Source organism: Enterococcus sp. C76 (genome assembly GCF_040886985.1).
Taxonomy (GTDB): domain Bacteria; phylum Bacillota; class Bacilli; order Lactobacillales; family Enterococcaceae; genus Enterococcus_B; species Enterococcus_B lactis.
The window spans coordinates 244,049-259,277 of record NZ_JBFOEY010000001.1 but is presented as its reverse complement, the minus strand read 5'-3'; the positions used below and the strand labels follow the sequence as shown (position 1 = coordinate 259,277).

Below are 15,229 nucleotides of genomic sequence, written 5' to 3'. Positions count from 1 at the left end.
CAGTCCCACTATATGTCATAGCGGTAGCAGCGTTTACAACTGTTGCAGAAAAAAACTTAGTATTAAAAATGCGAGCGATAGTTTTTTCATATATTTTTCATAGTATAGCTCCTTTATGTTTTTTTGTTATAATAATAGAAACAAATTTGAAAGGAGAATTCTACTATTAATAGCATAAAAATTAAAATAAAATTGTTATTTTTAAATGTTTCATTACTATGTTTATCGTTTTTGTTTTCCAGATGGTTTTACATGAAATATCTTTATTTTTACTCACTCTCTATTTTTCCTCCTAGTGGAGATGTTGATTTTTGGATTCCATTTATCCAAATAATAATTATTACTTTTTTTCTCTATATTTTTTTACTAAGTTTTTTTACAAAGAAAATTTATAAGGAAGTAATCATTGGATTTTATATTCTTTATTTTTTAGTATTAATTTATCTGCTCTTTTTAAAAAACATTGGAATAAGAGGACTAGAATCCAATCCTTTATCATTTCTTTCTGATTTTATCAATGGGGATGCGATAATCGTGATGCTGAATATAATCATGTTTATACCATTAGGCTGGATACTATCATTAAATAAAAAACATCTAGGCATAGTGGTTTTGGGTATCTGGTTAATTGAAATAGCGCAATATGTTTTTCATTTAGGAATATTTGATGTAGGGGATATTATTGCAAATGCTGCTGGTTTCGTTGTGGGCACTATAATAATGGAATCTTTATTCAATAAATTTTCATTTGAAATTACGTCTTTTAGTTTAAAAAAAAATAAGATAAAAATAGAAACATATACTGGAAGCTAGAACAAGTACTTGAGGATATGACAAAAACTTTTTTAATGATTATGTTTGTTATTTAAAAATAATGTCTACAATTAAATTAAGTGAAATTAGAGAAGCTATAATCATTATACTTTATTTGTTATTAAATTTTGGCAACTAAAAGGACTTTAGAGATACCTTATATAATCTAAAAGAAGCGAAGGAGAATTTCTGACAGTGAAGCAAACGAAACTAGTTTTTATATACTGACCTAGATTCAGGTTGTATAGAGAATCAATTAAAGAAAATTTACAATTATTGTGCCACTTAAAAAGAAAAGTGACATATAAAAAACAACGCCAACTAAATAAAGTGTCTTCAAAAGCTTGGACTCCTCGCTTTTGAAGGCACTTTATTTAAAATCTTTATGAAACTAAAGTATGTTCATATTTATTGCTGTAATTATATAGATATTCTGTCGTTTCCAACTCATGAACGTGAGTGTATTTTGCCACTACTTTTCCGCATTTTTCTAATATTTCATTGCGATCGACGTCATGATATTCGTCTACGCAGATCACAACACAATTTTCTAATTTACTGATTACTTCTCCAACCACTTTTTGTTTCAAGCCAATAGGTTGGCAAATATATTTTTTTCCTAAAATGATAGTTTCGTTATTCATATTTCATCCATCCTTAATGTGTTTTTCATTATTTAAAATGATAATACCATTAAAATATGATTATGAAAACCAATAACACTTGTGATTTTATAAAAAAATAAAAAAACCGAAAAACAGATATGTCCACTGTCTTTCCGGCTCTTTTTATTTTTGATTTCTCTTCTTTTTTGTTTCAATAGTCAATTTTAGTTATTAATAAATGAAAAAGCATTTATATTAAAATTTGCTAATAAAAGATCTACATATTTTTCTAGAAATGCTTGATCGATTTCATCATACCCTTTCGTTACTCCGCAATCGATATCTAAAACACCGATTAAATGACCTTCTTTTACCATTGGTACAACGATTTCTGATTGTGCGGCTGAATCACAGGAAATATAATTTTCATGTTTTTTGACATCGTCAACGATCAATGTCGCTTGTTTTTCAGCTGACTCTCCACAAACTCCTTTTCCCATCTTGATACGTGTGCAGGAAACTCGCCCTTGGAACGGTCCTAAAATCAATTCATTGCCATCAAATAAGTAGTATCCTGCAAAGACGGTCTCAGGTAATGTTTCATTCAGCAATGCAGATGAATTTGCTAAGTTTGCTAACCAGTTATCTTCTGCTTCTAATAATCCTTGTTGCTGTAATAATAGAATTTCGTATGCATCTTTTTTCTGTTTTTCTGTCCACATGATAAAAACCGCTCCTTTTTGATCTATGGAAAAGATTATAGCTCAGTTTTTTGGTAAACGCTAGGTTTGCTTCTCAAAAAAGCGAGATACGTTAGGTTGTTTACCTTAAACGCATCTCGCTGTCTTTTTTATTCTGCTTGTTGGATTTCTGCTGCTAAATCAGCATAATCAATCGTTTCATGAACAAAAGTCGGATCATCAACTGGAAAGTGCTGTACAAGGGACGAAATGCGGCTAATCTCAACTTTTCCTTCAGTTACTTCAAAATCCATTACATGTCCGCCAAATGTATGTGTATCATCGATAAAATGCAGATGAAATCCCGCTGCAGCAACTCCTTGGAATAATTCAGGCGTAAAGAACCCGACTAATGTTCCATGAATGTTGCTTTGTTGGAATTCTGGTTGAGACTCTGAAATTTTTGCTAGTCTTCGATAAGGTTTTTCTTGTTTCGGCATGATACGGATATGCATGTTTTTGAATAATCCAGTTATCTTCACTGCTAAAAATAGATTTTCCCCATCTTCTTTTACTAAGATGTCTTTTTTCAATTGTTCTCCATCTGCAGATTCTGAAACAGAAAAACTAGTATCTGGCGTAAAATCTGTAATTGCTGCATAGGGGGTAAGTTCACTTCCATCTAATTGGACAACTGAGCCATCTGATCTTCCTTGATAAGCTACGCCATCTAAAAAGATGACTTCACCATCAAGTCCATGCAATGTTCCCAATCCCAGAGTTCCTTTTTCCAATATATGAGCAATCGTTTCTGTTCCATCCATCAAGCCGGCCATCAAAGCTCCTAATGTCCCGTGCTGGTATAAGATTTTTTCAGTCATGTCGACACTTCCTTAATAGAATTGATCTGGTAAGATTGTTTCTCCCAATTTCTCATTATCACGGTAATCGATTGGAATATCAATAATTACGGGTCCTTCTGTCGCAAATCCTTCTTCTAAAGCTTTTTCTAATTCCTCTACACTTGTAGCTCGGATTCCTTTAGCACCAAAAGCTTCTGCATATTTCACAAAATCAACTGGACCAAAGTCTACACCTGACGCCCGTTGATATTTCATTTTTTCTTGGAACTCTACCATATTGTAGCGTCCATCATTCCAAATCAAATGAACGATATTCAATTTTTTACGTACGGCCGTTTCTAAATCTTGGGCAGAGAATAAAAATCCGCCATCTCCGGAAACTGATACGATTTGTGTATTTGGACGTACCAGTGCAGCAGAAATTGCCCATGGTAATGCTACACCAAGCGTTTGCATACCATTACTGAATAACAGATGTCGGGGTTCATAACTTCTAAAGTGGCGTGCCATCCAAATATAATGACTCCCTACATCTACAGTAACGGTCATATCATCTGTTACTTTTGACTGAAGTGTGTTGATGACTTCTAAAGGATGCAAAATACCTGCTTCTCCTTTTGATTGGACAATATCCCGCTCCGTTAGTTTTGCTTGAAGAGAAGCTAAATATTCTTTCGCATCTTCTGACACTTGTTGAGGCTCTAATGAACCTGTCAATAAATCAAGAGTAGCTGAGATATCGCCAATCAACTCTCTTTCAGGCTGCATAAACGGATCGATTTCAGCTGGTGCTTCATCGATCACAATGATCCGCGCATCTTTTTCTGCGTTCCAGTTTCTTGCTTCGTATTCGATTGGATCATAACCAATTGCGATGACTAGGTCGCTTCGTTTCAAAAGCATATCGCCTGGTTGGTTTCTAAACAATCCCACACGACCAAAGAAATGCGCTTCTAATTCACGTGAGATCACTCCAGCTGCTTGGAATGTCTCTACAACAGGCAATGCTGTCTTTTCAACTAATTGTCGGATAGCTAATGTTTCTTTTTCGCTTGATCCCCGCATACCTACTAATAATACCGGTAGTTTTGCTTCCCTGATGCGTTCGGCTAAGTAACGGATATCATCTGCAGAAGCAGAACCTAATTTAGGATCACTCAATGGCTTGATGATATTACCTTCAACTGGCGCATCCACTACGTCTTGAGGAATACTGATAAAACTCGCTCCTTTTTTTGAGCTCTTAGCCATGCGATAAGCATTGGCAATCACTTCTGAAATTGTTTCCGGATCTTGGATTTCTGCACTGTATTTTGTGATTGGCTGGAACAGCGCTGCATTATCCATGCTTTGATGGGTCAACTTCAATAGATCGCTTCGTTTTACTTGCCCGGCGATTGCTAAAACTGGGTCTCCTTCTGCTGTCGCTGTTACCAAACCTGTAGCTAAGTTACTAGCACCTGGACCACTTGTTGCGATAACAACCCCTGGTTCTCCTGTGATACGTCCGATTGCTTGTGCCATAAATGCAGCATTTTGTTCGTGACGAGTTACGATTAATTCAGGACCTTGATCCTCTAATTCATTAAATACACCATCGATTTTTGCGCCTGGTATACCAAATACATAATCAACGTGATGATTGATCAAACTTTCTACTACAGATTTCGAACCTTGTTTCATTTTTTCGGCCATTGAACATCGTCCTTTTTATGCTTTATTTTTAATTATTAGTTAGAAATAATCACAAATAAGTGATACAGTTTCTAAACCTGTTTCATTCAGAAGTATAGCACGTTTTATTTCATTTGTTTAGCCATATGTTTCAAAAAATGAAAAAGAATGACAGATTTTACATAAAAAACTGTCATTCTTGGTTGAAAGTTTCAATTTATAAAGTCCACAGATCCATCGTTCTCATCAATTTACGATTGTTGAAGTAAATCAAACCAAATACGATAGAAGGACCTAGTAGAATACACCATTGGGGCTTTACGAAAAAGAAGAGAAACAAACTTGTCAATAGTAAAAAATCTAGTAAACTCACATACCATTTTTTCAACGTATAGTAGAACGCTATTCGTAGAACTTGATTTGGTTTTGACGCTGGATTTCTCACCTGAAAATACCAGCAGTTGATGCTAAAGGAAACTGATAAACAAGCAAGTAAAACAAACAACGGAATCAACCATTTTCCATAAGAAAAACGTATAAAAAAGAAACAATCAAAAATCGCTATCACACTAACTATCCAAGCAAATAGCCAATAAAAAAATCCCTTTAGCCAAAATCGGCGAAACGTCTTTATGAACAAACGTACTGATGAAAAACTTTTTTCTTTTGCTAATTCTTCTGTCATGCCTATCATCACGATGCAACCCGGACCAATAAAAAGCAAAGAAAAAATAAGGGAAAAGACATTCCTTCCATCTATTGACAAAAAGAACGCAGCTGCTATATACAAGATATTGACACACCAAAAACAAAGGCTACTTGCCAATGATTGATACAACCAATAAAAGAATTCCATATAAACATTTTTGTCAAAACGCTGCTCTTTCATAATCGCCTCCTATTCCTTCATTCCTGATGAAGCGATCCCTTCTACAAAATATTTTTGCATCGCTAAAAATATAAAAGCAACAGGAAGAACAGAAACAACTGAGGCAGCCATGATTAATGCGTACTCTGCATCAAATAGCCCAATAAACATTTTCAACCCTAACTGGATTGTTTTATTTTCCGTAGAAGACAAATAAATGAATGGCCCCATATAATCGTTCCATGTATTAACGAATGTGATGATCGTCAAACTGGCAATCGCCGGTTTTGTAAGGGGTAAAATGATTTTTCGATAGATTCCCCATTCTGATAAGCCATCGATCCGCGCGCTCTCACATAAAGAATCTGGGATACTACTGTAATATTGCTTCAACAAGAACACACCAAAAGCATTGAACGCTTGTAATAGCACCAATGACCACAACGTATCTGTTAAGCCCACTTTTCTCATCATGATGAACTGAGGGATCATATAAGACTGCCAAGGGACAGCAATTGTGCCGATATATGCTAAAAATAAAATATCGCGCCCTTTAAAATTCAGTTTAGAAAACCCGTAAGCAGCAAAACTAGAAGTAAACAACTGAATCAATGTGATCACAACGCTTAAAAAAGCTGTATTCTTAAAAAACGTCACTAAAGGAATACGAGACCAAATAACCAGATAGTTCTCTAAATGCCAAGTTTTAGGGATCCATTGAATCGGAATCGTGAACACTTCATTATTTGCTTTGAATGAAGCAGAAACCATCCATAAAAAAGGAATGATCGTCAATAAAGCTAGCCCTATTAGCAGAATCATACCCAACCATTGAATAAAGGTCATATCGTTTGAAAAAATTTTTGCTTTTTTCCTTTCATTTTGAACACTCTCTTCCATTTCATACCTCCTAAGTACGACGCTTATTCCAAGAAAACTGAACAACCGTAACGCCCAAAACAATTACGAACAAAACAAGTGAAATAGCTGAAGCATAACCAAAATCAAATTTTTTGAATGCTTCATTGTAGATTTGGTAAACCAACACATTTGTCGCTCGACCAGGGCCGCCATCCGTCATCACTTGCACCAGGTCAAACACCTTGAAACAATTGATGACAAGCATGATCGTTACAAAGAAGGTAGTTGGCCTCAACGAAGGTAATGTCACATTCAAAAATTGTTTCCATCGATTTGCTCCATCTAGCGAAGACGCTTCATACAATTCTTTTTGGATACTTTGTAGTCCTGCAAGGTACAGAATCATGTAATAACCCATCCCGCGCCAAATACTGACAATTACAATTGCCCAAAGCGCCCAATTTGAACTTGAAGTCCAACCTGGAGGATGTTCAATAAATCGCCTTAAAAAGATATTAATTGGTCCCATCGTTGGATGAAACAACATATTCCAAACAACAGCAATTGCTACTAAAGAAGTAACATACGGAAAGAAAAATATCGTACGAAAAAGCTTCATCCCTCTAATTTTTTGATTTAGTAGTAAAGCTAGCCCTAACGAACAAACAAGTGTGCCGGGCACTACAGCAGCGGTATATAAAAAAGTATTTTTCAAAGAAATCCAAAAGGTCTCATCGTTGGCCATTTTACGAAAGTTATCTAGTCCAGCAAATTCTGGCGTTGAAAAAGAATCCCATTTCATAAATGCTAGTACAAGCGAAAACAGGATCGGTATTAATGTAAAAACGAAAAAACCAATGAAATTCGGGGCGATAAACGAATAAGCGATCCACGTTCGTTTTCTACGCAAATGATTTGTAGCTTTCTTATTTATACTATTCTCCATTTCGATGACGAAACCAAGAGCGTTTGATCTCTTGGCTTCTCTCCTTTCATGATTATTCTTTTTCAGCAGCTACACGTTTCTCCATATTTGCCGTTCCTTTTTCCGGCGTTTCATCTCCAACCAAAATCAAGTCATGTTCTTCTTGTAAAATCTTATCGATTGCAGGCCCATGCGTATCAATCGGAAATTCAAGTTTGATTTCATCAGGAGAAAAAGCTTTTTTAGAAATCTCATCCGTTGGCATTCCAGCGAGGTTAAAATAAAGCTGATCAATCTCATCTGTACGATATGAAGGAACTACTCCTACTCCTGCCAATACTTTTGCTCCTTCTTCACTAGCTGCAAATTCAATAAATTCTTGCGCTGCTTTTTGTTTCTTTGAGTTTTTATTGACAGCAAATGCTGTTGGCGAGCCAAACGTCGTGACCGATTCTCCTTTTTTCTTCTGAGGAATAGCTGTAATTCCCCATTCTACTTCTGTCTTATTTGCTTCTTTGTTCGCAAGTATGCCAGCCATATACCAAGTTCCCATGTACATCATTGCTGCTTTTTGTTCTTCAAATTGAGATTGATAGGTTACTTTCGTTGACTTAGCCGTGCCAAAATCCATTTGCGCGCCTTCTTTTTGCATCCTCAATGCTCGATCATAATAATCAGTCATAAATCGATAATCTGGTTCCACAAGATTCGCTTCGTTTTGAGCAGCTGCAATAGCTTGGATCGTCGAACGCCAGATATGTTGATATGCTCCATAAACTTGTCCGTCATTTTTACTAAGCTTTTTTGCTAAATCTTCGTATTCGTCCCAAGTTAGATTTTCTGGATATTGGATTCCTGCATCATCAAACATTTTCTTATTGTAATATAGTACCCAAAAGTCCGTTCGATAGGGCAATGCGTATGTTTTTCCATCGATATCATACATTTCATATGTTCCTTCAGCAGCATCAGTATCTAATTCTCTAATTCGTTCTGTTTGATCGACTAACTGATCTCGTAAAGCATAATTTGAATACGACAAAAGATTTTTCATCGTCAATACATCTGTCGTATCTCCAGAAGAAAGCATCGTAGTAAGTTTCGTGTCATAATCATCTGAAGCAATATCTACTGCTTTCACTTTGATTCCCGTTTTCTTTTCGAATGCTTCAAAGAGCGCTTTGAATTCAGGTGTTGTTTCATAATTCCATGTCGAAACGGTAATTTCATTTGCTGATTCTTCACTACTGCCTTCTTGATTACCACAAGCACCAAATACGAGTGACATTCCCAAAACTATTGATCCAATCATCATTTTTTTCCATCGCTTCATCATATATGAATCCTCCTCTTTTCTTATACATCACCAGTAACAGTACCATTTTTTAGCTAGACGAATGATCCCTTCTACATAAAAGTAATCGCCCCAGATCACACATTCATCTACACCTTTTAAGCTGTTTTTATCATAAACGGCATGGAGAAGCAGCCCGTTTGATCCATCTACCTGTTTCGTTGTATAGTTTTTTTGTAATTCTCCCAAGATTTTGACTGCCATTTCTTCGTAATCGAAATGACGATGATCTGAAACAGGCAGTTGTTTGGAAAGTTCTAACAATCCGCATGCAGCTATTGCTGCCGCAGAGCTATCTTTTTCCTCTTGACTACCTTCTTTGAATATTAGATCCCAATAACAAATCAAATCTTCAGGAAGCTCTTGTAGAAAATAATCAGCAAGTTGCGTGGCGGTCTCTAAAAAAGAACCATCTCCCGTATACAAGTAACTTAATGTGAATCCATAGATCCCCCACGCTTGCCCGCGTGCCCAACAAGATTCATCTGAATAACCTTGTTGCGTACGACCATATTTAGGCACTCCAGTAACATCATCAAAGTAATACGTATGGTAAGTGGTAGCATTGTCTCTCACAATATACTTTTGAGTTTGTTTCGCATGGTTGTAGGCAGCTGTTTTATAACTCTCATCTCCGGTAGCCTCAGTAGCAAAGTAAAGTAATGGTAGATTCATCAAACAGTCAATGATCATACGTCCACGCTGCTTTGGATCATCTAAGTCTCCCCAAGCTTGGATAATTTGAGATTTGGGAGAATACCGCTCCATCAATCGATCAGCTGCTTGTATCGCTATTTGTTTTGATGACTCGTTTTTATTCAATCGATAATCAGCAACAGCTGATAATTGATATAAAAATCCAATATCATGCGTATCCAAGGCTATATCTTTTTCTAAACGTTCTTTGAATGAAGCTAATTGACTTTCGATCGTTCGATCAAAATCTTTTGAGTTAGAAAGTTCTTTTGTTAAAAATAATATCCCCAACCAGAAACTAGCCGTCCAATCAGTGTTTTCTTCCGCTTCATATACATGATTGTTACTAGCTGCAGCAGGTACGAGAATTTTAAATTTTTCTTGATTTTCACGTACCTGTTTTTCAATAAAATCAATTTCTGAAACTAGCCAATCTAACTCAACTATATTTGTTCTATTGTCCATCGTTGTATTTTTCCTCCAACTTTACATTAATCCTTTGCCCTAGTTGCCCGATTTCTATATTTCTCCCAATAATTTCTACTGCAGGCTCTTCAAAAACCTGGTCTGGTAAAACACCGCTGATCACAGATATAAATACTTGTTTTCCGCTTTCAGCCACGCCTGTCAAATATGGTAATAGTGTTACCGGAAAATAAAGACTTGTATTAGGTTCAGGTCGGATAATCCCAGCTTTCTTGTATCCAATGATGTTCTTAATCCTCGAAGTACCAATGATTGATCGTGCTGTGGCACATTTTCCCGCTATACATCTATTTGTATTTTCCATTGGTACACTAAACCCGCCTTCATACACATACAGCAACCGTTCACTCCATATTTCGTGGATACGCAAATGCCCGTTTTCAAGCGGAACGATTGTACTTTTTATTGTCACATCTGACCAAGGACGCCATAAATGGACAACTCGGTCTAACTCGATCGAAAACATTTCATCTAATTCTTTTGTCCGAAAGTGACGGCCATCTTCAGACAACGCCAAACAACTATCATAAGCTCCTTCACCATATGATCCGTTGCTTTTTGGCACACTGAAACCAAAAAGCGTTGAATAGACAAATTTACTGTATTTCGCACTCCCATGATTTTGATTTTGAATGAACTGTCCCGCCGGAAAAGCTTGCACATGTTTTAATGTCTGATCATATTGATACATATTTTTACTAGAAGGTACTGCTTTTTTACGTACTTCTATTTTTAATCCGAGTGCTTCTGCTTGCCAATAAGGATGATCATCAGGGACTGCTAATAACAAAAACGTTTTGAATGCCCAATAAGGGGATCCTGGGCCATTGTATCCTTCCGCAAAAACCATATTTTGATAATGATAACCAACTGACAGCAACCCATCAGTTGTCAGCATCTCTTGTTGATTCCAATATTTCAAATGTCGACTGATCAATCCTTTGATCTCGCCCCACGGCAATGCTTCGACATTAGCAAAAACTAACGCACTAAAAAACGACACTTGCGCAAAGCGATAAGTCAAACTACGCCCAAATGGAAGCCCTCTTCCTTCTTCATCAAACCAATATTTAAATGTCTGGGCAAACAAGCATGCCCTTTGCTTCATTCTTTTGACACGAGCCGGGTCTTCTTTTTCCATGAAGCGGCAATAGATCAAACTATAGTAGTGGATTGCAAAAGAAACATAATAATCTACTTGTGTCTCGACCCCGTCACAATACCACCCCTCTCCTTGATAAAAGCTTTCGATCGTTTCAAGATCTTTCTCCAACAAACTCTTTGAATAACTTCTTCCACAATTTTTCATCGCTAAATTGATCAGCACACGGAAGAAATGCCAATTATTTCTCGGTAAAGAAGATTCATTAACCTGCATTAGCCAATGATGAAGGTTTTTTTGTGCCTGCGGTTCTAATCGATCCCAGATATTTTCTTTATTCAGCAACAAGGATGTACTGAGAGAAGCCATCTCTACGATCAATTGATCAGAAGAATCGATTTCTCCCCAATAATCTGGACTTCTTGGATCTACACCTTTCGTTATCCCTTCAAGATAAATATCTGTAAGAGGATGCGGCTTGTTTGTGATAAAAGGTCCTAATCCCCATAACGGTCTTAAGTATGCTTCGATTTGTCTACGATCTTCTGTATATACCGTTCCATGCGTCCCTAACTTCAATCGCCCGGGTCGTTTCTCATAAAAGACGCTTAATGGCTCTAGCAAACCCAAAAACATTTCTTCAATATCTTCTTTTGATAAACAATCATTGAACCTTAAGCTAGTTTGTCTTGCTCTCGTTCTTTCATTCACTCTCGTTCTCCCTTTCAATCAGCTGTCCCTTTATAAAACCATAATATTCTCCATACACTTTAATCCGCTCTCCTACACGAAAACATTGATTCTGATCGTTGAATATCATAAAAACGTTTCCTTGGGTCCGCAATAAGAAGCGATCGCCATTTTCCACTTTGTTGCTTTTTCGATCTGATTTGATGATAGTTCCCTCTAAAGAGACTATTTCACGTAAAGGTACTTCATCGTTTTGCCATTCTTGTTCAGAAACGCTTCGAGCATTTTCTTTTAACTTTTCCTCTTGTTTTTTACTAAAATTATTTATTTGCTCACGATTATCATTCGTATATCCTATTGCTAAAAATAGACTACAAATAACGATAACCGCAGCTACTATCCCTTTCAATTTTATCCCACCCCTCTTTTTTGTTAGCGCTTCCTTAAGAAGATAGTACTTTTTTACTCAGGAAAAATCAATAGTTTTTAGTAAAATATTTTTATTTGTATTTTTTTTACTTTGCTTTTTTACTTGAAAGAAATATACTGTATATAAGAAATTGAATGAATGAGGGGTACAAAATGGCCACTATTACTGATATCGCAAAAGCTGCAGCAGTATCGATCTCTACCGTTTCTAGAGTATTGAACTACGATCCTACCTTATCTGTTACTGAAGAAACGAAGCGGAAGATTTTTGAAATTGCTGAAGAATTGAATTACACGAAATATAAACAAAAAAAGAAACAGAAACGAACCATAAAAAAAACAGGAGAAAAAAAAGAACGATCGCTTGGCATCATCCAATGGCGCTTAGACGAGGAAGAATTAGATGATATTTATTATATGTCCATTCGCTTAGGAGTAGAAAAACGTGCTGCCGAGCTAGGATATAACGTATTGAAGATTTCTCACTTAGATGATCAATCAATAGAATCAGTGGATGGTCTCTTAGCTATTGGTAAATTCACCCAGGAAAGAATCGATGAATTCGCAGCACTTCATGAACATTTCTGTGTAATAGGAAGTAATTTCCCTTTGAACAACTATGATTCCGTAAACACCGATTTTGCTCAAGCAACTGAACTAGCCTTAGGACATTTATTTTCTCTTGGACATAAAGATATCGCTTTTATTGGGGCTGAAGAAACGGATAATCTTCACAGTTATCGTCGATATAAGACACCAACTACTAACACTTACATTGATGTTATGCAATTTCATGGCTTATATAAAGAGGACTATTTTATCTTGAAGGAAAATAGTCGCTTGGATGTCCCTACAGGAGAAGAACTGACCTTGCAAGCATTGAAAAGCTGGAATGGAAAGTTGCCAACTGCTATTTTAGCTGCAAATGATTCATTTGCGATCGGTATTATCCATAAATTGACAGAAGCTGGGATTCGTGTGCCGGAAGAAATCAGTGTGATGGGAATAAACGATCTTTCGATTTCTCGTTATGTCTCACCTTCTTTATCAACTGTCCATGCATTTACAGAAGAAATGGGCGAAATGGGCGTGAACCTTTTAGACGAACGAATTAAAAATCCAGGAATCGCTAAACGGATTCTACTTAGTACAGAATTAGTTATCCGACAATCGACAGCTGCGCCACGTCAAATGTAGAGAAATAAGAGATAATGAAAAAGCTGTCCTACACTAAGCATAAGTACAGTTCTTCCTGTTTTATGGATAGTGTGATTTATAAACGTGGAGTTAGCAGGAAAAGTGGTTTACTCCGAAAAAGGGCAGTGACAAGTTGATTGTCACTGCCCTTTTTAAGTTAAAGTGTTCAAGTTTATCACATAAGTACAAAAGAAGTAATAATCTCAGCCTCTTTGGCAACCTGATACATCGCTTGTATTTGATGCGCTTCACAAAGACCACCATCATGCCGGTGATATTGTTTTTTCATCACATTGAGGCTAATCAAAAAACGCGTATCGAATTTGATTTCAACGACTTCGTTGCTTGTTCTTAGAATAACTTTTTTCTCCTCTATTACTGGTTCAATAGGAGACACAAAATTCTCTATGATCTCATTTTTTGCTTTACTGAAGCAAAACCGATCATGGAGCACTAAGATTTTTTTCTGTTCATGAACAGAAAAATGACGGGTAAATTTTTCTATATAAGATTCAGTACTATATGTTTCGGCCAAGCTGTAAGTGATTTCCCCGTTAGCGCAATCCGTTCTTACCACTTCTGCTTTTCCGTCGTTAACGACTTGAGAACAACCATTTAAGATAGGGAGATGATGGCTCTTAGCTGAAGTAACAAAATACTGATACCGTTTTGATTCATTAAAGTATTCTTTAGTATATTCCCCTGCTCCTAGGTCTGTTAGGAACAATACTTCGTGATTTCCAAATACAAAATGACCGACATCCAAATGATTATGGCTTTCTCGATTGTCCCCACCTTTTGCTGCGAAAAATAGATCTTGTTTTACTGAATTTAGGATAAACCATTGAGCATCTGGAAAATAGTCACACTGCCTGTTAGAAACACTCGACTCCTTCTTTTTTGTCCATTGAAGGTTATGATAGAGATGAGCAAAACGGTAACACTTGTCAAAATCCAAAGAACTGACTGTCTCTATAGGAATATCTGCACCAAATCTCGATACGCAAAAGCTTAAGAGACCGCTTGGCAAGTTGGGTTGAGAAAAATCTGAAAAAGGAAGATAAGTATTGTTTATTCTTACCTTCCCAGGAAATTCCGCTATTTTCTTAACCTTATTTATCTCTAAATAATAATGATTCCCTGTCGATTCGGCTAATTTTTCAGCATAATAAATATAATAACCAAAACCATAACCCCAATATCCCACACCTTCTGTGCAGATACCGTCTTCTCCAAAACTATGAAGATAGTTCTTAAGTGAAATATCGACTTTTGTCAGGAGGCGTTCTAAACGATTGCTTTGTTTAGGAAGCAAGGACAAACAAGCCATCCCAACGCATCCGCCAATCACAGCACTCCAATTGTTTTTCTTTTGTTCCCATTCCCATGACTGTTTTTCAAAAGGCAAGATCAAACGTTCCTCTACTTCCTTTCTTATACGATTCGCAACGATAGGTGATAGCTCTTCTCCGACTTGCTCATAGATCTCAGCTAATGCCTGCCCTGTTTCAGCAGAAAATAAGTCGATATAAACCCTTGCTTGATCGTTGAATAAAACTTGCTCTGACAAGTGAGCAGGCAGCGCCCATGTCCATTCATTACAAACATCCCAAATTAATTGTTCCAACCACTCTTTGTTCTCACTGTTCTTTTCATAGAAATAAGCCAAAGCGGCCACAACCAATTGTCTTCTTCTAGCAAAGTAACTAGATTCGTATCTCAATCGTTTACCCGTTTCAAAAAATTCCATAAATTCTTTTAATACAAAAGGTTCAATCTTGTTTTGCTGAATATACTCTTTATTGGCTTTAAAAATCTCAATTTTTAAAGGATCAGCTATTGTTTTCATCATATCCTCCTTGAATGACACCTTTTTATCTCATTTTACCAGAATTCAGTAAAAAAATATATTTTTAGTAAAAAAATCGATCTTTTTTTGGGGTTCGATTTTCATCTTTCCTTTGCTGTTAAGAACATAAGCAAACT

Annotated in this window: 14 protein-coding genes; 2 read left to right on the top strand and 12 right to left on the bottom strand. The window is 36.4% G+C overall.

All coding sequences use genetic code 11. The features are described 5' to 3' along the window. Nucleotides 1–252: 252 nt before the first annotated feature. Nucleotides 253–813 (top strand): VanZ family protein, encoded by a 561-nt coding sequence (locus AB3I00_RS01295; RefSeq protein WP_368024649.1) that lies wholly within the window; start codon nt 253–255, stop codon nt 811–813. A 383-nt stretch (nt 814–1,196) separates the two neighbouring features. Here AB3I00_RS01295 and AB3I00_RS01290 read toward each other — a convergent pair whose 3' ends face one another. From AB3I00_RS01290 to AB3I00_RS01240, 11 genes are all read right to left on the bottom strand, one after another. Continuing rightward, nucleotides 1,197–1,457, bottom strand: a complete 261-nt coding sequence (locus AB3I00_RS01290) for a hypothetical protein (RefSeq protein ID WP_368024648.1) — start codon at nt 1,455–1,457, stop codon at nt 1,197–1,199. A 185-nt stretch (nt 1,458–1,642) separates the two neighbouring features. Then, nucleotides 1,643–2,140: a GAF domain-containing protein gene (locus tag AB3I00_RS01285; RefSeq protein WP_002293167.1), complete on the bottom strand. Its 498-nt coding sequence runs from the start codon at nt 2,138–2,140 to the stop codon at nt 1,643–1,645. 128 nt (nt 2,141–2,268) lie between these two features. Continuing rightward, nucleotides 2,269–2,979: an acetolactate decarboxylase gene (gene budA / locus AB3I00_RS01280; RefSeq protein ID WP_002293166.1), complete on the bottom strand. Its 711-nt coding sequence runs from the start codon at nt 2,977–2,979 to the stop codon at nt 2,269–2,271. Between the two features lie 12 nt (nt 2,980–2,991). Beyond that, nucleotides 2,992–4,656: an acetolactate synthase AlsS gene (gene alsS, locus AB3I00_RS01275; protein WP_002329431.1), complete on the bottom strand. Its 1,665-nt coding sequence runs from the start codon at nt 4,654–4,656 to the stop codon at nt 2,992–2,994. A 196-nt stretch (nt 4,657–4,852) separates the two neighbouring features. Next, nucleotides 4,853–5,524 (bottom strand): DUF624 domain-containing protein, encoded by a 672-nt coding sequence (locus tag AB3I00_RS01270; protein ID WP_368024647.1) that lies wholly within the window; start codon nt 5,522–5,524, stop codon nt 4,853–4,855. Between the two features lie 9 nt (nt 5,525–5,533). Continuing rightward, nucleotides 5,534–6,349 carry a carbohydrate ABC transporter permease gene (locus AB3I00_RS01265; protein WP_047936897.1) on the bottom strand — a complete coding sequence of 272 codons (816 nt, stop codon included), beginning with the start codon at nt 6,347–6,349 and terminating at the stop codon, nt 5,534–5,536. Nucleotides 6,350–6,413: 64 nt separating this feature from the next. Next, nucleotides 6,414–7,310, bottom strand: coding sequence for a carbohydrate ABC transporter permease (locus AB3I00_RS01260; RefSeq protein WP_016628336.1), 897 nt, complete (start codon nt 7,308–7,310; stop codon nt 6,414–6,416). Nucleotides 7,311–7,362: 52 nt separating this feature from the next. Beyond that, complete coding sequence (locus AB3I00_RS01255; RefSeq protein WP_002329432.1) at nt 7,363–8,622, bottom strand: ABC transporter substrate-binding protein; 1,260 nt, start codon at nt 8,620–8,622, stop codon at nt 7,363–7,365. Between the two features lie 30 nt (nt 8,623–8,652). Then, nucleotides 8,653–9,804, bottom strand: a complete 1,152-nt coding sequence (locus AB3I00_RS01250; protein WP_368024646.1) for a glycoside hydrolase family 88 protein — start codon at nt 9,802–9,804, stop codon at nt 8,653–8,655. Beyond that, nucleotides 9,794–11,638 carry a DUF2264 domain-containing protein gene (locus AB3I00_RS01245; RefSeq protein ID WP_368024645.1) on the bottom strand — a complete coding sequence of 615 codons (1,845 nt, stop codon included), beginning with the start codon at nt 11,636–11,638 and terminating at the stop codon, nt 9,794–9,796. The genes AB3I00_RS01250 and AB3I00_RS01245 overlap by 11 nt, the downstream gene beginning before the upstream one ends. Continuing rightward, entirely contained in the window at nt 11,631–12,026 is a 396-nt protein-coding gene (locus AB3I00_RS01240; RefSeq protein WP_070704101.1) for a hypothetical protein, read from the bottom strand. The genes AB3I00_RS01245 and AB3I00_RS01240 overlap by 8 nt, the downstream gene beginning before the upstream one ends. Nucleotides 12,027–12,199: 173 nt before the next feature. On the opposite strand from AB3I00_RS01240, the gene AB3I00_RS01235 reads away from it, so the two are divergent. Next, nucleotides 12,200–13,243, top strand: a complete 1,044-nt coding sequence (locus tag AB3I00_RS01235; RefSeq protein ID WP_368024644.1) for a LacI family DNA-binding transcriptional regulator — start codon at nt 12,200–12,202, stop codon at nt 13,241–13,243. A gap of 175 nt (nt 13,244–13,418) precedes the next feature. On the opposite strand, the gene AB3I00_RS01230 is transcribed toward AB3I00_RS01235, so the two are convergent. Then, complete coding sequence (locus tag AB3I00_RS01230; RefSeq protein ID WP_368024643.1) at nt 13,419–15,092, bottom strand: heparinase II/III family protein; 1,674 nt, start codon at nt 15,090–15,092, stop codon at nt 13,419–13,421. Nucleotides 15,093–15,229 lie beyond the last annotated feature (137 nt).